The 20,169-nt window shown below is 67.5% G+C and carries 16 protein-coding genes; 8 read left to right on the top strand and 8 right to left on the bottom strand.

The window, feature by feature from the left end:
* Window positions 1-89 precede the first annotated feature (89 nt).
* Window positions 90-1,088: a LacI family DNA-binding transcriptional regulator gene (locus J1M43_RS12185; RefSeq protein ID WP_206476843.1), complete on the bottom strand. Its 999-nt coding sequence runs from the start codon at window positions 1,086-1,088 to the stop codon at window positions 90-92.
* A gap of 154 nt (window positions 1,089-1,242) precedes the next feature.
* Here J1M43_RS12185 and J1M43_RS12180 point away from each other — a divergent pair, with 154 nt between their 5' ends.
* From J1M43_RS12180 to J1M43_RS12160, 5 genes are all read left to right on the top strand, one after another.
* Window positions 1,243-2,544: an extracellular solute-binding protein gene (locus J1M43_RS12180; RefSeq protein ID WP_188436097.1), complete on the top strand. Its 1,302-nt coding sequence runs from the start codon at window positions 1,243-1,245 to the stop codon at window positions 2,542-2,544.
* An 8-nt stretch (window positions 2,545-2,552) separates the two neighbouring features.
* On the top strand, window positions 2,553-3,569 hold the full coding sequence (locus J1M43_RS12175; RefSeq protein ID WP_206476842.1) for a carbohydrate ABC transporter permease: 1,017 nt from the start codon (window positions 2,553-2,555) through the stop codon (window positions 3,567-3,569).
* Window positions 3,566-4,456 carry a carbohydrate ABC transporter permease gene (locus J1M43_RS12170; protein WP_188436096.1) on the top strand — a complete coding sequence of 297 codons (891 nt, stop codon included), beginning with the start codon at window positions 3,566-3,568 and terminating at the stop codon, window positions 4,454-4,456. Before J1M43_RS12175 ends, J1M43_RS12170 begins: the two co-directional genes overlap by 4 nt.
* Before the next feature lie 7 nt (window positions 4,457-4,463).
* On the top strand, window positions 4,464-6,884 hold the full coding sequence (locus J1M43_RS12165; protein WP_206476841.1) for a glycoside hydrolase family 3 N-terminal domain-containing protein: 2,421 nt from the start codon (window positions 4,464-4,466) through the stop codon (window positions 6,882-6,884).
* A 62-nt stretch (window positions 6,885-6,946) separates the two neighbouring features.
* On the top strand, window positions 6,947-8,131 hold the full coding sequence (locus J1M43_RS12160; RefSeq protein WP_206476840.1) for an ROK family protein: 1,185 nt from the start codon (window positions 6,947-6,949) through the stop codon (window positions 8,129-8,131).
* Here J1M43_RS12160 and J1M43_RS12155 read toward each other — a convergent pair.
* The 7 genes from J1M43_RS12155 to J1M43_RS12125 are packed head-to-tail and all read right to left on the bottom strand — an operon-like array spanning window position 8,121 to window position 15,716.
* Window positions 8,121-9,638 carry an aldehyde dehydrogenase (NADP(+)) gene (locus J1M43_RS12155; protein ID WP_206476839.1) on the bottom strand — a complete coding sequence of 506 codons (1,518 nt, stop codon included), beginning with the start codon at window positions 9,636-9,638 and terminating at the stop codon, window positions 8,121-8,123. The two genes, J1M43_RS12160 and J1M43_RS12155, sit on opposite strands and share 11 nt — an antisense overlap.
* Window positions 9,590-10,660 (bottom strand): mandelate racemase/muconate lactonizing enzyme family protein, encoded by a 1,071-nt coding sequence (locus J1M43_RS12150; RefSeq protein ID WP_033104913.1) that lies wholly within the window; start codon window positions 10,658-10,660, stop codon window positions 9,590-9,592. Before J1M43_RS12150 ends, J1M43_RS12155 begins: the two co-directional genes overlap by 49 nt.
* Window positions 10,660-11,571, bottom strand: coding sequence for a 5-dehydro-4-deoxyglucarate dehydratase (locus tag J1M43_RS12145; RefSeq protein ID WP_234000493.1), 912 nt, complete (start codon window positions 11,569-11,571; stop codon window positions 10,660-10,662). The genes J1M43_RS12150 and J1M43_RS12145 overlap by 1 nt, the downstream gene beginning before the upstream one ends.
* Window positions 11,564-12,511 (bottom strand): NAD(P)-dependent oxidoreductase, encoded by a 948-nt coding sequence (locus J1M43_RS12140; RefSeq protein ID WP_052166695.1) that lies wholly within the window; start codon window positions 12,509-12,511, stop codon window positions 11,564-11,566. The genes J1M43_RS12145 and J1M43_RS12140 overlap by 8 nt, the downstream gene beginning before the upstream one ends.
* The gene (locus J1M43_RS12135; protein ID WP_033104912.1) at window positions 12,508-13,857 is read right to left on the bottom strand and encodes a Gfo/Idh/MocA family protein; all 1,350 of its coding nucleotides are present in this window, start codon (window positions 13,855-13,857) and stop codon (window positions 12,508-12,510) included. Before J1M43_RS12135 ends, J1M43_RS12140 begins: the two co-directional genes overlap by 4 nt.
* Before the next feature lie 16 nt (window positions 13,858-13,873).
* Window positions 13,874-14,785, bottom strand: coding sequence for a carbohydrate ABC transporter permease (locus J1M43_RS12130; RefSeq protein ID WP_033104911.1), 912 nt, complete (start codon window positions 14,783-14,785; stop codon window positions 13,874-13,876).
* On the bottom strand, window positions 14,775-15,716 hold the full coding sequence (locus J1M43_RS12125) for a carbohydrate ABC transporter permease (protein WP_033104910.1): 942 nt from the start codon (window positions 15,714-15,716) through the stop codon (window positions 14,775-14,777). Before J1M43_RS12125 ends, J1M43_RS12130 begins: the two co-directional genes overlap by 11 nt.
* Before the next feature lie 162 nt (window positions 15,717-15,878).
* Between J1M43_RS12125 and J1M43_RS12120 the strand changes: the two genes are divergently transcribed.
* The 3 genes from J1M43_RS12120 to J1M43_RS12110 all read left to right on the top strand — a co-directional run bounded on the left by J1M43_RS12120 (window position 15,879) and on the right by J1M43_RS12110 (window position 20,145).
* Entirely contained in the window at window positions 15,879-16,895 is a 1,017-nt protein-coding gene (locus J1M43_RS12120) for a LacI family DNA-binding transcriptional regulator (protein ID WP_033104909.1), read from the top strand.
* A 199-nt stretch (window positions 16,896-17,094) separates the two neighbouring features.
* Window positions 17,095-18,411: an ABC transporter substrate-binding protein gene (locus tag J1M43_RS12115; protein ID WP_052166694.1), complete on the top strand. Its 1,317-nt coding sequence runs from the start codon at window positions 17,095-17,097 to the stop codon at window positions 18,409-18,411.
* An 87-nt stretch (window positions 18,412-18,498) separates the two neighbouring features.
* Complete coding sequence (locus tag J1M43_RS12110; protein ID WP_052166693.1) at window positions 18,499-20,145, top strand: hypothetical protein; 1,647 nt, start codon at window positions 18,499-18,501, stop codon at window positions 20,143-20,145.
* The last annotated feature ends 24 nt before the right edge of the window (window positions 20,146-20,169 follow it).

Genomic DNA, 20,169 nt, shown 5'->3' with positions numbered 1-20,169 from the left:
GCGATGGAAGAAATATAAGTTGTGCTGCACAACATATCGCATGCGATCGAGGTTGGCAATCGCAGCCCGCCGACGACGGCGCGTCGTCGTCAGGACCGCGGTGGAGCGGTGGATTCGCGCACCACGAGCGTCGTCGCCATCTGTACCGGCTCTGGTTCATGGCCTTGCAGGATCTCGAGCAGCATCCGCACGGCCGCCGCGCCCATCTCTGGCAGCGGCTGGCGAACCGTCGTGAGCTGGGGGACGTGGGCGGCGGCGTCGATGATGTCGTCGAAACCGACGACGGAGAGGTCGTCCGGCACATGCAGTCCGCGCTCGGATGCCACCCGCATCATCTCGATGGCGGAGAGGTCGTTGGCGGCGAAGACGGCGGTGACCGGGTCGGGGAGATCGAGGATCGCATGCGCGCCCGCCGTCGAGTCGGCGGCCCGGTAGCCGCCGTCGATCACGAGGGTGGGATCGAACGGGATGCCGGATGCCCTCAGCGCGTCGCGGTACCCCTGCTCGCGCTCGCGGGCGGATTCCAGGTCGGTGCGTCCGCGCAGGTGCGCGATCCGGCGATGGCCCAGCGAGAGGAGGTGGCTCGTCGCGGCCCTGGCGCCCTCAACGTTCGCCACGCTCACGGTTGCGGGATCGTCGGTTCCGACATGCGGGTCGACGGCGACGATCGGCACCGACGTCTCAGACGGTGCAGCCGTCGGGGTGACCAGAATCGCGCCGTCGATGAGCGTGCCGCCGAGCCGGGAGAGTGAACGGCGCTCCCACCCGAGGTGCGTGCCGGCCGAGACGCTTCCTGCGTACGCGAGCACGTCGTACTCGGTGTTCTCCAGAGCGCTGGACACGCCCCTGAGTAGCTGCAGCGCAAAGGGCTCGAACTCGGCGACGAGGACGCCGATCACCAGGGTGCGCCGCCGGCGCATGGAGGTGGCGACGATCGAACTCTCGTAGCCGAGATCGGCCACGACGCCCATCACATGGGAGAGCGTCTCCGCTGACACGCCGTAGCGCCCGTTGATCGCCTTGGACACGGTGGCCACCGAGACTCCAGCGGCGAGGGCGACATCGGTGATCGTTGTCCGGCGGTTCATGCCCTCATGATATCCATGTTTTCGAAAACGTTATCGATATCGTTTGACATCCTCGTGGGAGCGGTGTCAGAGTAAGCGAACAAACACATTGGTGTGGCTGGCAACAAATATCGTGTCGCGCTGCACGAGAACTCGAAGAAGAGGAGAACACAGCATGAAGATGCGAAAGGCATTGGCGGCAGGCGCCGCAGTCGTCGCACTGGGATCGCTCGTCCTGGCCGGCTGCAGCGGTGGCACCAGCGGTGGCGGCGGCGAAGGCGAGGGTGGCGAGACCACACTCACGATGTGGCACAACTCGACGACCGGCGACGGCAAGCAGTACTGGGAAGACGCGGCAGCGGCCTTCAACGAGGAGAACCCTGAGGTGACCGTCAAGGTCACGTCGATCCAGAACGAAGACATGGACGGCAAGCTGCAGACCGCCGTCAATTCCGGCGACATGCCGGACATCTTCATGGCTCGCGGTGGTGGCAAGCTCGCCGACATCGTCGAGGCGGGCAAGGTCAAGGACCTCACCGACCTCATCGACGACGACGTGAAGACCGCTTTCGGTGAGGCTCCGTTCAGCGCGTTCACGGTCGACGGCAAGATCTACGGTGTGCCGAGTGCCGTGCTCCCCGGTGGGATCTTCTACAGCAAGGACCTGTTCGAGCAGGCCGGCATCGAGTCAGAGCCGACGTCTGTCGCCGAGCTCGAGGACGCGGTCGACAAGCTCAAGGAGGCGGGCATTGCTCCGATCGCACTCGGTGCGAAGGATGCGTGGCCTGCCGCGCACTGGTACTACTTCTTCGCGGTGCGTGCCTGTGGACAGGACATCATCGAGAACCTGGCCACCAGCCCCGACTTCACCGATCAGTGCTGGCTGGACGCTGCTGAGAACCTGAACGAGTTCACGGCGACCGAGCCCTTCAACGACGGCTTCCTGACGACGACGGCCCAGCAGGGCGCGAACTCGTCCGCCGGCCTGGTCGCGAACCACAAGGCGGCCATGGAGCTCATGGGCGCGTGGGATGTCGGCGTGATCGCCGGCCTCACCCCCGACGAGCAGCCGCTGCCGGACCTCGGCTGGTTCCCGTTCCCCGAGGTCGAAGGCGGCGACGGTGAGCCAGGAGCCATGATGGGCGGCGTCGACGGGTACTCGTGCTCGACCGACTCTCCGGCCTCGTGCGAGGAGTTCCTCAACTTCGTCTCGTCGAAGGAATGGCAGGAGAAGTACGCCACCGCATTCCAGACGATCCCGGCCAACCAGGACGCCACCGGCGCGGTGACCGACCCGTCGCTGGCTCCGCTCATGGAGGCGTACAGCAAGGCGCCGTACGTCTCGCTGTGGCTGGACACCGCGCTCGGCCAGAACGTCGGAAACGCGCTGAACACCGGCGTCGTCGAGATGCTCGCAGGCCAGGGCGACCCGCAGAAGCTCGTCGACAGCATCGCCAACGCCGCGGCGAGAGGCTGACAAGAGACATGACCGAATCTCAGGCGCTGATGTCATCCACTGCGCCTGCGAGGAGCAACCGTGTCGGGACCGATGGTGCATCGGTCCCGACACGGGCGCCGCGGCGTCCCGACTGGCGCAAACGTGGCGAGATCACGCTCCTGGCGGGACCCGCACTGCTGATCTTCGTCGGCTTCGTCATCTTCCCGGTGATGATGGCCGCGTTCTACGGCTTCTTCAAATGGAACGGCTACGGCTGGCCCACCGAGTTCGTCGGACTCGACAACTATGCCCTGATGCTGCAGGACGACACGTTCCGCGCCGCAGTGGGGCACAACTTCACGATCGTCGTCCTCTCGCTGCTCATGCAGGGGCCGATCGCGATCCTCTTCGCACTGCTGCTGAACCAGAAGATCCGCGGACGCTCTGTGATCCGCGTGCTGATCTTCGCGCCATACGTCATCGCCGAGGTGGTCGTCGGAACCGGCTGGAGCCTGATGCTCCAGGATGCCGGGGCGCTGAACTCCCTGCTCGAGAAGGTCGGCCTCGGCGCACTGCAGAACTCGTGGATCGCTGATCCGGCCATCGCGATGTGGTCGCTGATGATCATCATCACGTGGAAGTACATCGGCTTCGCCGTGATCCTCATGCTCGCCGGAATGCAGTCGATCCCCGAAGAGCTCTACGAGGCGGCGGCGATCGACGGCGCCGGCTTCTGGAAGTCGCAGTGGAGCATCACGCTGCCGCTGCTGGGGCCGACCATCCGCATCTGGGCGTTCCTGTCGATCATCGGCTCCCTGCAGCTGTTCGACCTCGTCAACATCATCTGGGGCCAGTACATCGCGGCCACCGCCGGCACCTCGACCATGGCCACCTACATGTACCAGAACGGGCATCTGGCCGGCAGCTACGGCTACGGCAACGCGGTCGCCGTGATGCTCTTCCTCATCTCACTCGTCGTCGCCCTCGTGTACCAGCGGTTCGTCCTGCGCCGAGACACCGAGGGTGCGTTGACGGGCGACAGCCGAAAGGGGCGCCGGCGATGACCGACACTCTGAAGACCTCCGTGGCCATTCAGGCCATCGGGCCCCGCGGACGCCGACGCGCGCCATCCGGTGTGCGCTGGGGGAGCCCCGGCGTCTACCTGGTCGCACTGATCCTGATCACGGTCTGCATCACGCCGATCCTCTACATCATCATCGGCGGGTTCCGCACGAACTCGCAGATCACCAACGACCCGTCCGGGTGGCCCGCGCCGTGGGAGATCGCGAACTACACCGACGTCCTCGGCAGCAGCGAGTTCTGGACCGCGATGGTCAACTCGACGATCGCCGCCGTCGGCACCACACTCGGCGCCGTCATCCTCGGCGTGATGGCGAGCTACGTGATCGCCCGTTACGACTTCGGCGGCAAGGCGATCATGTACTCGTTCTTCGCCGCGGGGCTGATGTTCCCGATCACGGTGGCGATCACACCCCTCTACCTGCTGATCCGCAACCTCGGCCTGGTGAACAGCCTCGGCGGCATCATCCTGCCGCAGATCGCCTTCGCCCTGCCGACCACGATCATCATCCTCGTGCCGTTCCTGCGCGCGATCCCGAAGGAACTCGAGGAGGCGGCATCGATCGACGGCGCCTCCAGGCTCGGATTCTTCTGGAGGATGGTGATCCCGCTGAGCCTGCCCGGCGTGATCACCGTCGGCATCCTCGCCTTCATCGGATCGTGGAACGGATACATGCTGCCGTTGTTCATCCTGAACGACGCCAGTCTGTTCACCCTTCCGCTCGGGGTGCAGAACTTCTCATCGCAGTACTCGGTCGACACCGCCAGAGTGCTCGCGTACACGTCGCTGTCCATGCTGCCTGCGCTGATCTTCTTCAGCATGTTCGAGCGTCGTATCGTCGGCGGCCTCACCGGAGCGGTCAAGGGCTGAACTGAAAATGAAAGAGAGATCCGTGTCGGATTCGACGGCGGGAGTTCCCGCCATGCCCGCAGTGTCCGAGCGCGTCCGTGCATTGCACGCGCAGATGACCCTCGACGAGAAGCTCGCGCAGATCGTCGGGTACTGGCTCGACCAGAACGGCGTGGTCGCCCCGATGCAGTCGGAGATGGCGGCGGGCCAGAAGGACGCCGGTCACCTCGAGGATGTGACCAGGAACGGCCTGGGCCACTACACCCGCGTGTACGGCACGCGTCCGGTCGAACCGGTCGAGCGGGCTGCCTGGCTCTGGCAGGAGCAGCGGCGGCTCAAGCGCGAGACGAGGCTGGGGATCCCCGCACTGGTGCACGAGGAGTGCCTCACGGGCCTGGCGGCATGGAAGGCTGCGGCCTTCCCCACGCCGCTGGCCTGGGGTGCATCCTTCGACCCGGACCTCGTCCACGAGATGGCTGCGTCCATCGGCGACTCCATGCGCGAGCTCGGCATCCATCAGGGCCTCGCACCGGTGCTCGACGTGATCCGCGACCCGCGCTGGGGGCGCGTGGACGAGTGCATCGCGGAGGACCCCTACGTCGTCGGCGTGCTCGCCACCTCGTACGTCGCCGGGCTGCAGTCCGCAGGAGTGCACGCCACTCTGAAGCACTTCGTCGGCTACTCGGGCTCGCGCGCGGGGCGCAACCACGCGCCGGTCTCCGCCGGACCGCGCGAGGTCGCTGACGTGTTCCTGCCCCCGTTCGAGATGGCGCTGTTCGACGGCGGCGCTCGCTCCGTCATGAACTCCTACGCGGAGATCGACGGCGTGCCGCTCGGCTCGAGCGAGGAGTACCTGACCGACCTGCTGCGTGGACGCTGGGGCTTCGACGGCGTGGTCGTCGCCGACTATTTCGCCGTCGCGTTCCTCGAGGTCATGCATGCGATCGCCGCCGACCGCGGCGAAGCGGCGGCCGCTGCGCTGACTGCAGGGATCGACATCGAGCTGCCCACCGGTGATGCGTATCTCGCACCGCTCGCGGAGCGCATCCGCGCCGGCGAGTTCGACGAGGCATTCGTCGATCGTGCGGTCCTGCGCGCACTGGCGCAGAAGGAGGAGCTCGGGCTGCTCGATCCCGACGCATTCGAGGATGAGTCGCCGAGTGAGATCGACCTGGACTCGCCCCGGCACCGCGACATCGCGCGGCGCCTCGCGGAAGAATCGATCGTGCTGCTGTCGAACGACGGTGTGCTGCCGCTCGTCGGGGCATCCGGCGCGTTGGCCGTATCGTCGCGGATCGCCGTGATCGGCCCGAACGCGCACCGGGCCGAAGCACTGATGGGGTGCTACTCGTTCGCCAACCACGTGCTCGCGCATCACCCGGGGTTCGAGATCGGGTTCGAGATCCCCACCTTCCTGGAGGCTTTCGAAGCCGAGGTCGGCAGGAGCACAGACGTCTTGTACGCCAGGGGTGCAGACGTGGAGGGCGAGGACCGCTCCGGATTCGACGAGGCCGTCGCGGCGGCCGCCGGTGCGGATGTGGCGGTCGTCGTCGTCGGAGATCAGGCCGGTCTGTTCGGCCGTGGCACCGTCGGCGAGGGCAACGACTCGGAGACGTTGGAGCTGCCGGGTGTGCAGCGTGAACTCGTCGAGGCCGTCGTCGCGACCGGCACGCCGGTCGTGATGATCGCACTGACGGGCCGGCCGTACGCGATCGGCTGGGCGCTGGACGGCGAACGCCGCCCTGCTGCAGTGCTGCAGACGTTCTTCCCCGGCGAAGAGGGAGCGGCGGCGCTCTCCGGAGTGCTCTCCGGGCGGGTCAATCCGTCGGGGAGGCTGCCGGTCTCGCTCCCGCGTGCGGCGGGCGCGCAGCCGTACACATACCTCCATCCGCGGCTCGGCGGGGCATCGGATGTCACGGCCACCGACCCCACGCCGGTGCGCCCGTTCGGTTTCGGTCTCTCCTATTCGCAGGTCGCGTACGGCGGGCTCGTCGTTGATGCGGAGGTGACCGCCGGTGAATCCTTCGCCGCAGCGGTCGAGGTCGCCAACACCGGGACGCGCACCGTGGACGAAGTCGTGCAGCTCTACGGCCGGGACGTCGTCGCATCGGTGTCGCGCCCTGTCGCACAGTTGCTCGCCTTCCATCGGGTGAGGCTCGAACCGGGGCAGTCCGCGATGGTGAGGTTCTCGGTACCCACTCAGCGGTTCGCCTTCAGCGATCGGTCCATGACGCGCGTCGTCGAGCCGGGCGATGTCGAGGTGTGGGTCGGCGCGGATGCGGCAGCGACCGAGGCCGCCGGCTCCGCGACGGCACGCTCGACGCTCGCCGTCACCGGCGCCGCGCATGTGCTCACGACGGCTGATCCGCGGCGGGCCACGGCCGAAGTCGAGGCGTCCGCGGTGACATCTGACGCGGCATCCGAAAGTTTCGACTACGCGCCGCGCTGAGCGATCGGTGCCGACCGGATATCGTGTCATGAGCAACATAATCGGGAGCGGCGGGGGACACGATGGCGGAACGGGCATCGAGCGTCGAACGCGTGCGCGCGGCGAACCTCGGCGAGGTGCTGCGACTCGTGCACCAGCTCGGCCCGCGTTCGCGTGCCGTGATCACTGCGGAGACGGGGCTGAACCGCTCGACGGTGGCCGATCTGGTCGCGGAGCTGTCATCGAGCGGGCTCGTCTTCGAGCAGGATCCTGATCCCACTCGACGGGTCGGCAGGCCGTCGCCGATCGTCGCAGCAGGAGACGAGGTCATGGCGATCGCGGTGAACCCCGAGGTCGACGCGATCGAGATCGGCGCGGTCGCTCTTTCCGGGCGGGTCCGCGAGCGGACTCGAGTGGAGTGCGCGCAGCCTCCGAGCGTCGATGACGTCGTCGACGTGGTGGCGCGCGTGGTCGAGGGGTGGCGGGCCGGTCCACTGGCCGCGAGCCGGTTCGTCGGGATCGGCGTGGCCGTGCCTGGTCTCGTCCGCGTCGAGGACGGGCTGGTGCGTCTGGCGCCGCACCTGGGCTGGCACGAGGCCGACATCCGCTCCCCACTGGCTCAGCGGCTCGGACTGTCGGTGGCGATCGACAATGACGCCTCGCTCGGCGCGCGCGCGGAGCGGCTGTTCGGCGCGGCGCGGGAGCACCGCAATGTCGTCTACCTCAACGGCGGCGCCAGCGGCATCGGTGGCGGCCTCATCCTGAACGGCACGCTCATCGCCGGAGCGGGCGGATACGCCGGCGAGTGGGGTCAGACCCGTCCGAGCATCCCCGCCGAGGCCGACCGACGCACCCGGGCAGGGACACTCGAAGATGAGGTGAACCGGGCGAGACTGCTGCACGTGACCGGCCTCGGAGCAGTCGATGACCCGGTGCTCGCCGCAGCGCTCGCCGACGTCGAGGACGCGGCTGTCGCCGAGGAGATCGATCGGCAGAGGCGGATCCTGGCCGCGACGCTCGCCAACGCCGTGAACGTCCTCAATCCCTCGATGATCGTGCTCGGAGGGTTCCTCGGCATGCTGATCGGCAGCGACCCGGGGAGCTTCTCCGCCGACGTGCGGGCGAACGCGCTCGCCGCACCCGGCGAACAGGTGGAGATCCGCCCCGCCGCGTTGGGTGCCGATCGCCTCCTGATCGGTGCCGCGGAGGCCGCATTCGCGTCGCTGCTCAAGGATCCGGCACGCGCACTCGGTGCGCTCAAGGTGTGACGAGAACGCCGTCCACGCGGCGGGGGGTCCGCAGCGGATTCTCCTCGCGAAGGGCAGACGGCAGCACCGCATCCGGCGCGTCCTGATAGGCGACAGGGCGCTGGAAGCGGCGCACGGCTGTCGCCCCGACCGACGTGAACTGGGTGTTCGTCGACGGCCATGGGCCGCCATGCTGCTGCGCCCAGCTGACGGCCACCCCGGTCGGCCACCCGCCGAAGAGCAGACGCCCTGCCAGGGGCTCCAGACGACGCACGAGCGCCGCGACGTCTTCGCCGTCGGCGCTGTGCACGGTCGCGGTGAGGCTTCCGGGAAGCAGATCCAGCACAGCATCCAGCTCCGCGTCGCCCTGATAGCGGACGAGGAGTGTGAACGGTCCGAAGACCTCTTCGAGCAGGGCGTCCGCGTTCGCCTGAAGAGTGGCGACATCGGTGATCGCGACCATCGGCGAGGTCCCGTCGCCGATGTCGCCCGCCGCTGTCACGACGCGGATCCCGCTGACTTCGCGCATCCGCTTATTGCCGCCTGCGAATCCGCCGGCGATTGCGGGCGTGAGCATGCGCGGCTGGGTGGAGAGGTACTGGGGCAGTTCGCGCTCCAGCACCGAATCGTGCGGCACGAGCACGACACCTGGCTTGGTGCAGAACTGCCCGACGCCGAGCTGGAAGGACGCGGCGAGTCCCGCCGCGAGCTTCGCGCCCTGCTCGGAATCGGCGGAGGCGGTGACCACCACCGGATTCAGCGATCCGAGCTCGCCGTAGAACGGGATCGGATCGGGTCGCGTCGAGATGCGGTCGAGGAGCGCGCGGCCACCGCGGACCGAGCCGGTGAACGCGACGGCGCGGATCGCCGGGTGATCGACGAGCGACAGGCCGGCGTCGAATCCGGAGACCATGGCGAATGCACCTTCAGGAGCGCCGGCTTCTCGCAGCGAGTCGATGACGATCCGTGCGGTCGACGCGGACGTCTGCGGGTGTCCGGGGTGTGCCTTCACGATCACGGCGCATCCGACGGCGAGCGCGGATGCCGTATCGCCGCCTGCGATCGAGAACGCGAAGGGGAAGTTGGATGCCGCGAACACGGCGATCGGTCCGATCGGGCGCAGCATCCGACGGAGATCCGGAATCGGGGGAGTGGCAGCGGCGTTCGGATGGTCGATGGTCGCCTCGAGATACGAGCCCTCTTCGATGACGTCCGCGAACAGGCGCAGCTGTGCTGTCGTACGGGCGAGTTCGCCCGCCAGACGAGGAGTGCCCAGTGCCGTCTCGTCGTCGGCGATCCCGACGAGCATGCTCGACTGCGCGTCGAGCGCGACGGCGATCGCGCGCAGCCAGCCGGCGCGGACGGCCTCATCCGTTCGGTCGAGGAGAGCGGATGCCGCGGCTGCGGCATCCGCGATCTGATCGAGCTCGCGGGGTGTGGTGTCGTTCATCGAATTCCTCCTTGTGGCAGCATCCGGATTCAGCGGAACCGGAGGCCGAGTCCGAGCGCGGGCGCGGCGGTGACCCATCCATCCGCCACCGTCACGGCCGCGGGCTCACTCAGTGCACCGAGATGCGCGAACCCGGCATCCTCGACGTCTTCGATCCAACTCCGCTCAGGCAGCGCGAACGCCACCTGTGCGGAGAGATCCGGCAGCAGGTGAGGTGCGAGCTCCATCCGTCGTTCTCGAACGAGGTCGGCGATCCGCAGGAACGGGGTGATCCCGCCCACGCGGATGACGTTCGGCTGGACCACGTCGACCGCACCCGCGTCGAGGAACTCCCTGAACCGGTGGAGGGTGTGCACGTTCTCACCCAAGGCGATCGGCACGTCGACACGGCGTCGCAGCTCTGCGTGTCCGGCGAGGTCGTCGGAGCGCAGCGGCTCCTCGATCCAGCCGATCCCGTGCGCGGACAGCGCTTCGACTCGGCGGGTCGCGGTGTCCAGGTCCCAGCGCTGATTCGCGTCGACGAGCAGACGGCGATCGGGACCGATCACGGATCGCACGGCCGCGACGCGGTCGAGGTCGTCGGCGAGATCCGGCCTGCCGACCTTGATCTTCACGGCACCGTAGCCAGAGTCCACCCAGCGCTGCGCCTGTGCGACGAGCTCATCGAGCGTGTAGTGCAGGTTCACGCCGCTCCCGTACGCCGGGAGCCGGTCGTGGCGTCGCCCGAGCACCTCGGTCACGCTGGTGCCTCGGACTCGCGCCCGCCGGTCCCAGAGCGCGAGATCGACACCGGCCAGAGCGATCGTCGTGACGCCGCCGCTGCCGGCCTCGTGCAGGTGCGCCCACGAGTCGTCCCAGAGCTCCGTCGTCGCGGGGCGTCCTTGCAGGAACGGTGCGAGATCCTCGTCGAGCATCGCCTGCACGGCGGTGGCGCCGATCGACGGTGTCCAGGAGAACCCGTGCCCTTGGCTGCCGTCATCGCAGACGACCGTGACCGCGATGACGCGGATGTCCGTGACGTCCTCGCCCCAGGGGCGACTCAGCGGAATGCGGATGAGCCTGGTTCGCACGTCGGCGATCGCCGGTTCGGAGTCGGTCATCACGCCGCGAGTTCCCGACCGGCGGCGAGCAGCCGCGCAAGACGATCGACCTGCGCGTCCGTCGGGTCGATCAGCGGCGCGCGCACGGATCCCACCGGCAGGCCGCCGAGACGGACACCTGCCTTGATCAGCGAGACGGCGAAGCCCGGCACCTCATCGCGCAGCGCGATCAGAGGCGCGTAGAAGCCGTCGAGCAGGCGGTGCTGCGTGTCGACGTCGCCGGAGCGCAGGGCGGTGAAGAACGCGACAGCGATTTCGGGCGCCATCGCGAACACGGCCGACGAGTACATCGGCACCCCGATCGCCGAGTACGCGGCCTGGGTCATCTCGGCAGTGAGCAGGCCGTTGAAGAACAGGATGTCGCGACCGGAATCCTCTGCCCGGCGGACGAACTGCTGCGCCACGGCGAGGTCGCCGACGCCGTCCTTGATACCGACGACCTGCGGCAGGCGCAGAAGAGCTCCGATCGAGTCGGGGTGGAACTGGGCGTTCGCGCGGTGATAGACGATCAGCGGCAGATCCGTGGCTGCGGCGATGCGCTCCACGTACGCGATGAGGCCCTGCTGAGGTGCACCGACCAGATAGGGCGGCAGAACGAGAAGGCCCTCGGCGCCGTGTCGCTGCGCCTCCTGTGCACATTCGATCGCGTGACCCAGTGGGCCGCCGACGCCGGCGAGCACGGGAACCCTGCCTTTCGCAGCACGCACAGCGGCCTCGATGACTGCGGCGTTCTCACTGACGGAGAGAGTGTGGAACTCGCCGGTGCCGCACGCGGCGAACACCGCACCGGGAGCGTGTTCGACGCGCTCCGCGATGTGCTGTTCGACGAGATCGACGTCGACGCGATCCTTGTCGTCGAAGGCGGTGACCGGGAAGTAGAGCACGCGGTCGGGGATGGTGAGCTCAGGCACGGGAGGACTCCTGCGGATGATCGATCGAGGGGAAGGACGCTGCGGCACCTCGGAGTTCATTGCGCCAGGTGTGACGCGCGCGCCAGCCGAGCAGTCGCTCGGCGAGCGCCGACGAGAAGACCGCGGCATCGCCGGGCAGGCTCGAAGCCTGTTCCGAGGCGCCTGGTACGAGGGCCGCCAGAGCGGGACCGGTCGGGGCATCCAGCAGCGCGTCCGGAGCGCCGACGAAGAAGACCTCTCCGTTCGGGATGTCCGACGCGTGCTCGAGCCAGCTGCGCACGAAGTCGCCGGCGTCACGGGCGTCGATGTAGTTGAACAGCGCGACGGCGGAGAGAGCCGGGTCGGCGAGGCGCTCCTCGATGGTGTGGCCCTGCTGCGTCTGGGCGCCCGCCCACTCCTCCGGAGCGATGACGTAGCAGGGTCGGAAGGCCCCGAAGCGCATGGTGTCGCCGTTGCGGCGCACGGCCATCCGGACGATCTGCTCGATCGCCACCTTGGAGACCGCGTAGCCGTTCCATGGAGCGAGCGGATGCTGTTCGTCCAGCGGCAGATATGCCGGACTCCAGCCCGACGGAGATCCGTAGCCGATCACGGTCGGGCTCGATGCGACGAGCAGTGCGCCGGCTCCCGCCGCCACGGTCGCCTCCAGCACGTTCCAGACGAGACGGGTGTTGATGTCGAAGACCTCGGAGTCGGGCAGCGCACCCGGCACCGCGATGGCGGCGAGGTGGATCACGGCATCCGGTGCGAGCGCTGCGAACAGGGATCGTGTGGCGGCCGCATCGAGGAGGTCTGCTTCACGCTGTTCGGCAGGCAGGTCCGCCACCGTCGCCCTGTCGATGGAGACGACGTCGTATCCGGCATCCGCCAGTGCGCGCACCACGCTGCGTCCCAGTCGTCCGGCGCCGCCGGTGACGATGACGCGATCGCCCGCCTTCACTTGTCGATGCCGGCGAGAGCGGCGCCGGCCGTGCCGAGTTCGAGTTCGTCGATGCGGACTGCCAGGCCGTCGGCGAGTGAGCGGTTGCCGGCGAGTCCGACCACCATGCTGCGCACGCCGTCGCTCCAGTCCGCCGTGCGTCCGAGCGGATCGGGCTGTGCACCGACGAAGACGTCGCGCAGCAGCACGGCATCGCCGCCACCGTGTCCGCCGATCCCCTCGGGGATCGGGACCTCACGGGCAGGCTGGAAGTGCCGCTGCACGACGAGACGCTCGGAGACGGGACGCGCGGCGTCGTCTGCGACGAGATCGGGCCGGGCGCTCGGGTCGACCACTGTGCGCCCCTCTTCATCCACGAGCACAGTTCCACGTTCGACGACGGTCAGCTCAGCGCGGCCGAGCGTGCCGTTGATCGCGACGGTGTAGCCCTCCCACGGTGAATGGGCGTTGAGCGAGTACGACATGGTGCTGCCTCTGGAGTAGTCCACCACGAGCGACAGGTTGTCCTCGATCGTGATGCCCTCGTCGAACACGTCGCGGTCGCGCAGGTAGCCGTCGTGCTGCTCCTGGTCGAGGTAGAGGCCCTTCCAGGTCGCATCCGTGCGCAGATCCAAACTGAATGCGTCCCGGAGGGTCGAATCGGTCGTTCCGCGCTCGGGCCGGGGGCCGAGGCCGCGCTTCGCGGCGTTCTGCGCACCGTAGAAGCGCAGACCCCCGGAGGCGAACACGCGCGATGGCACGTCCGCCGTCCACCAGTTCACGAGGTCGAAGTGGTGGCTCGACTTGTGGATGAGCAGCCCGCCGGACTTCTCCTTGATGCGGTGCCAGCGACGGAAGTAGTCGGCTCCGTGCGCGGTGTCCAGCACCCACTCGAAATGTATGCCGGTGACTTCGCCGATCTCGCCCGCGTCGATGACGCGCTTGAGTTCGGTGTTGCGAGGGGAGTACCGGTAATTGAACGTGATGGTCACGTCGCGCCCCGTGCGTTCGACCGCATCCGCGATGCGTCGCACGCCTTCTTCGCTCGTCGTCAGCGGCTTCTCGACGACGACATCCGCCCCGGCGTCCAGAGCGGTGACGATGTGGTCGGCATGGGTGAAGTCGGGCGAGGTGATGATGACCCGATCGATGCGGTGGGTGCGCACGGCATCGGCGAGGTCGCCGGGCTCGAACCAGATCGGCGATCCGAGGGCGGGGTGACGGCTCAGCGACCACTGGGCTCGACCGGGGTTGGTGTCGGACCACGCGACGAGCTGAGCGACGTCGGCGTGGGTGGAGGCGATCGCCTCGAGATACATCTGGGCGCGGGAGCCAGTTCCGACGAGGGCGTAGCGGCGGCGGGTCATTCGAGGGTTCTTCCGATCACTTGATGCCTGAGGTCGCTGCGCCCTTGATGAGGAAGCGCTGACCGAACAGGAAGACGAGGAACAGGGGCAGGAGCGAGACGACGCTCATCGCGAACATCGAGCCGTAATCCGAGCTGGACTGCGCGTCGAGGAAGCCCTTGAGCGCGAGGGACGCAGGGAACAGCTCCGGCAGCCTGACGTAGATCAGCGGCCCGAAGAAGTCGCCCCATGTCCAGATGAAGGTGAAGATCGCGGTGGTCGCGAGCGACGGGACGATCATCGGCAGCGTGATCTGGAAGTAGCTGCGGAAATGTCCTGCGCCGTCCATGCGGGCGGCCTCGAACAGCTCCTTCGGCAGGCCTCGGATGAACTGCACCATGAGGAACACGAAGAATGCCTCGGTGGCCAGGAACTTCGGCGCGACGAGTGGCAGGAAGGTGTTGAGCCAACCCAGCTCCTTGAAGATGAGGAACTGCGGCACCAGAAGCACCTGGAAGGGCAGCATGATCGAGCCCAGCATGAGCGTGAACGCCAGCGTGCGGCCGCGGAACTTCAACCTTGCGAACGCGTACGCGGCCATGGAGCACGAGACCAGGTTCCCCACGATCGCGCCCAACGCGATGATCGACGAGTTGATCAGGAAGACGCCGAACGGCGCCTGCAGATCGTTCCACCCGTTGCTGTAGTTCTCCAGCGTGAGATCCGTGGTGAACACGCTCAGGTCGCGGAAGATCTGATCGTTGGGCTTCAGGCTGGACACCACGAGCCAGATGAGCGGGTAGATCATCAGCAGCGAGACGCCGGTGAGCATCACGTGCTTGCCGATCGATCGCAGCCGCCGCAGGTGAGGGGAGCGGGAGCTGACGAACCGACGCGCTGGTCGGTCGGTGCGATTCGGCCGTAGGAGGGTCTCGGTTTCAGTCGTCATAGAACACCCAATACTTCGAAAGCCAGAAGTTGAACGCGGTGAAGGCCGCGATCACGACGAGCAGGAACCAGGACATCGCCGAGGCGTACCCCATGTCGAGCTCGGTGAAGGCCTCCTTGTAGAGCAGGAGAGTGAAGAACATCGTCGAATCGCTCGGGCCGCCTGTGCCTCCGGAGACCACATACGCCTGTGTGAACGATTGGAACGCGAAGATGATCTGCAGGACGAGGTTGAAGAAGATGACCGGAGTCAGAAGCGGGAAGGTGATGGAGAAGAACTGGCGGATCTTGCCCGCGCCGTCCATCGATGCCGCCTCGTAGTACATCTCAGGGATCTGGCGGAGTCCGGCCAGGAAGATCACCATCGGCGAGCCGAACGTCCAGATGTGCAGCACGATCAGTGTGCCGAGCGCGAAGTCGGGATGCCCGATCCAGCCCGGCCCGTCGATGCCGAACCAGGCGAGGAAGCCGTTGACGATGCCGTCCTTGCCGAAGACCTGACGCCAGAGGATCGCGATCGCCACTGACCCGCCCAGGAGCGAGGGCAAGTAGAAGATCGAGCGGTAGAAGGAGAGCCCGCGCATGCCCTTGTCGAGCAGGATGGCGAGCCCGAGCGCCAGGGCCAACTGCAGCGGCACTCCGACGAAGACATAGATCATGGTGACGCGGACCGAGTTCCAGAACCGGGCGTCGCCGAACATCTCGAAGAAGTTGCTCAACCCTGTCCACACCGGCGGCTGCAGCAGGTTGTAGTCGGTGAAGGACAGATACAGCGATGCGATGATCGGGCCGATCGTGAGACCGAGCAGACCGACGAGCCAGGGCAGCAGGAATACCAGCGCCGCTTTGTTGTCGGGGTACTTCTCTCGGACGCGCCTGCTTCCGGTGCGTCGAGAACGCGCGATTGTGCGTAGTTCGCCGAGACTGCTCACGTGACCTCCTTGTCAGATCTCTCGCTCTCGACCAGGATTCGATCCGGATGGAGAAAGCGGTTTCACGAATGATCCGATTATTGACGTGTCCGCGACGATTAGTCAAGCCGGCGCCGGTATGGTGGCACTGATCGGGCGCGCGCTCGGCCGGGAGGGAAGGCGATGACCGCACACCGCGGGAGTGTCACGATCGCCGATGTGGCGCGGAGCGCAGGCGTTTCGCCTGCGACGGTGTCGCGGGTGATGAACGGACGCTTCGGCGGCGAGCCCGAGGTCGCCGAGCGGGTGCGCGAGGCGGCGCGCGAGCTCGAGTACGCGCCCAGCCCGCTGGCCCGCAGCCTGGCACTCGGGCGCACGCATGCGATCGCCTTCGTCGTGCCCGATCTTGCGAATCCGGCGTTCCAATCGGTGCTGGCCGGGCTCAGCAAGACCGCCGCGCTGGACGGCTATCGCGTGCTGGTCGCGGATTCGGGGGAGACGCCCTCCGAGGAGGGGCCGCTCTCCGTGGAGATCCGACGTCGCACCGACGCGATCGTGCTGTGCGCGCCGCGAATGCCCGAGGAAGAACTCGCGGCGCTCGCCGCGCAGCTCCACCCGCTCGTGCTCATCAACCGGAGCGTGCCTCAGATCGCGGCGCCGTCTCTGGCCATCGACTATCGCGCGGGGATCGCCGCACTCGCGCAGCACCTTCACGACCTCGGGCACCGGTCGCTGGCATACGTGTACGGACCGGAGCGCAGTGCCTCGAATGCGCATCGCGAACGCGGCCTCGACGACTTCGTCCGTGAACATCCGGACGTGCAGTTGGAGCGCATCCCGGCGGGAGCCGGCTCAGAGGAGGGACGGGCCGCGGCACCGGCAGTGCGCGAGACCGGCGCGACAGCGGCGCTCGCATTCAACGATCTGGTCGCGATCGGACTGATCGGCGGGTTGCGGGAATTCGGCATGCGCGTTCCCGAGGACATTTCCGTGACGGGGTTCGACGACATTCCGCTCGCCCAGTACGTCGCGCCGGCGCTGACCACGGCGTCCGTGTCGCATTCCGAGCTCGGAGTGCTCGCCTGGCAGCGGATGCGAGCGCTCATGAACGGTGAGCAGCCAGGGCACAACGTGGTGTTCCAGCCACGGGTCGAGGTGCGCGATTCCAGCGGACCAGCCCCCGCCGGCCACGGAGATTGAACCGGCCACGACTCCAGTTCGTCGGCGGGATATCGATTTGTTGTCGTCTCCGCAGAATCCGTTGACACGTCCGTCTCTCGGTGCTAGCTTCACGTGAAAGCGGTTTCTCGAACCGTGTCCTCGATGCATGAGGGCCCCGTAACCGACACCCGTCACCCACCGGCCGCCTCGATGGCGGCCTCAACCCGAAAGAGGCGCAATGACGCGTAACACACGCTCCCGCGCGGCCATCGGCTCGATCGCCGTCGCCACAGCGCTCGTACTCACCAGCTGCTCCGGCAGCCCTCAGGCCGATGGCGGCGAGTTCGACCCCGACGAGGAGATCGAGCTTGAGATGTCGTGGTGGGGCGACGACGCCCGCGCCACCCTGTTCGGCGAGGTCATCGACCTGTTCGAGGCCGAGTACCCCAACATCACGGTCGTGGAGACGCCGGTCGGCGCCCCCGATGACCTTTTCAACCGACTCGCGACCGACTTCGCGGGTGGTGGCGACACCGCTCCGGATGTCTTCGCCCTCGGCGGCGCCAAGCCGCAGGAGTACGGCGAGCTCGGCGCCCTGCTCGACCTGTCGACCGTGAGCGATCAGCTCGACTACAGCACGTACCCGGAGTTCTCCCTGACCAGTGCAGTGGTCGACGACACCGTGTACGGGTTGCCGACAGGAGGCAACGCGACAGCCGCATTCGTGAACGTCGACATCTTCGAGCAGGCCGGCGTCGAGGTTCCCGCAGACGGATGGGACTGGGACGAGCTGATCGAAGCGGCCAACACGATCGGCAGCGCAGGGCTCACCAACGCCGCGGGTCAGTCGATCTACGGCCTGGACCTGCGCATTCAGGACATCATGGGCACGTACGCCGGTCAGGTCAGCGAACTCGGCATGTACGACTGGGAGGGTGCTCTCGACGTCTCCGCCGATGACATCACCGGGTGGTACGAGATCGAGCAGCAGCTCGCCGATGGCGGTGGCCTGCCCGACCCGTCCGTGGTGACGGCCAACTGGCAGCTGCCGCCAGACCAGCAGCCGTTCACGCTGGGCCAGGCCGCCGTCACGTTCGGCTACAGCAACCTCATGGGCGCCTACGCCACCGCAGGCGAGAACGTCCAGATGATGCTGCCTCCGACATCGACGAAGACCTCGGGTGTCGCCCTCCTGCCGTCGGCGTTCTGGGCGATCAACGCGGCATCGCCGCACCCAGAGGCCGCTGCGCTGCTGGTGAACTGGTTCCTGAACGAGCCGGCTGCTGCCGAGCTGATCCTCGACACCCGCGGTGTGCCGTTCAACCCCGACACTCTCGCCGTTGTCGCGCCGCTGCTGAGCGCACCAGGACAGATCGCGGCCGACTACGTCGACGTCGTGCTGGAGGAGGGGGTCGTCGCACCTCCGCAGCCGGCCGGTGGTGCGATCATGAATGAGCTGTCGCAGCGGATGGAATCCGACGTGCTGTTCGGCAAGGCGACGCCTGAGCAAGCGGGACAGCAGTGGGTCGACGAACTCGGAGCGGCTCTGCAGTAGCAGGTCGGGTACCGAAGCGAGGAGGTGCGGACGATGACCGAGGTCACCGTCCGCACCTCTTCGCACACCATCCGATGACGAAGGGACATGATGACCGAGGCAGAGCGTGCACAGGCGCTTCGACGGCTGAGATCGGCCGAGCCGGTCATGCGAGCGGGGATCACCGAGTCTCCCCTCGGCGTCGAGCTCGCGGCGTCCGCTGTGCGATTCGTCGCCCTCGACGGACCGCTGGAAGAGCGCTGGCACGCCGCGCTCGCCGAACTCGACCAGTGCATCCGCCCCCTCGCCGGCAGCGCGCCGGTGCTCAACGAGGGCGGCGTCTACCACGGCTCCTGGCTCGAGAGCACCGGAACGATCAACGTCGAGGTGCTCGCACGGTTCGCGCCGCAGCTCGCCAGGGATACGCTGCTGCTGTTCGCGCAGCACCAGCGCGACGACGGGATGATCCCCTACAAGGTGACCGCGGACGGCCCCGGCTTCAGCCAGATTCAGATCGTGACGCCGCTCGCTCGAGTCGTCTGGCGCCACTTCGCCTCGACCGGGGATCGTGCGCTGCTGCAGACCATGTATCCCGTGATGGTCCGGTACGACGCGTGGCTCGCGCGGTACCGCGACACTCGCGGCACCGGAGCCGTGGAGGCGTTCTGCACCTTCGACACCGGGCATGACCTCTCTCCTCGGTTCTGGTTCGCACCCGACCGTGCGTTCCGCGGAGACGCCCGCGAGTACGACCCTGCAGCAACGGGTGTTCCGTATGCGGCCCCCGACCTCACTGCGAACGTCGCGTGCCAGCGCACCTACCTCGGCCTCATCGCGGACGAACTGGGGGAGGACGGCCAGCCGTGGCGAGATGCCGCGCAGGCGTCGCTCGACGCGCTGCATGAGCAGTGCTTCGACGAGGATGACGGCTTCTACTACGACCGTGATCGTTCTGATCGGCATGTGCGCATCCAGACCGACGTGCTGGCCCGGGTGCTGGCGTGCGAGGTCGGCGACGAGCCGTTCTTCGCTGCGAGCCTGCGCCGGTATCTGATGAACACTCGGAAGTTCCTCTCGCATTACGGCTTCACGACTGTCGCGATGGATGACCCGAGATTCGACCATGACGCTTCCCGCAACTCCTGGGGCGGGCCGGTGAACTTCCTCGCCCAGTTACGCGCTCCCGACGCCTTCGAGCGGCACGGTCACGTCGCCGAGCTCGCACTGACGGCGTCGCCGGTGCTCGCCGCACTCGCCGTCGCGGACCGTTTCCCCCAGTGCCTCGATCCATGGTCGGGTGCTCCGGGCTACACCGAGGTGTACTCGCCGTCGATCCTGTGGTTCCTCGACGCGGTGGAGCGGCACGGCGGGGTGCTCGTCCGACCGGACCGAGATCTGTGGTTCTCGGGGCTGACGCCGACCAGGCTCGACCACGGTGCCGCCGCGAAGGCCGTGGGGTACGCCAGGACCGTCGACGGCGTCGTCTGGGAGCAGGTCGCCGATGACGATCTCGTCGAGGTGCACCGCGACGGTGTGCTCGCCTTCTCGTTTCCACGCGGATGGCGTGTGGTGGCGGACAGGACGGGTGCCGTTCGAGCGGTCATCGGACTTGCAGCGCAACCCGTGGCGGGGGAGCTGAGGCTGCCGACGCTGGCGATAGCCCTGACCGTCTCACCGAATGAGCGCGTCGCGATCGACGCGGGCGCGGCCGCCGAGCGGGTCGCCGTGGAGTTCGTGGGTCCCGTCTTCGCCTGAGATGGCGGTGGCCTCTGCGCGTGG

The organism is Microbacterium sp. KRD172, assembly GCF_017168295.1.
Taxonomy (GTDB): domain Bacteria; phylum Actinomycetota; class Actinomycetes; order Actinomycetales; family Microbacteriaceae; genus Microbacterium; species Microbacterium profundi.
This window is presented reverse-complemented; position numbering and strand designations above follow the sequence as displayed.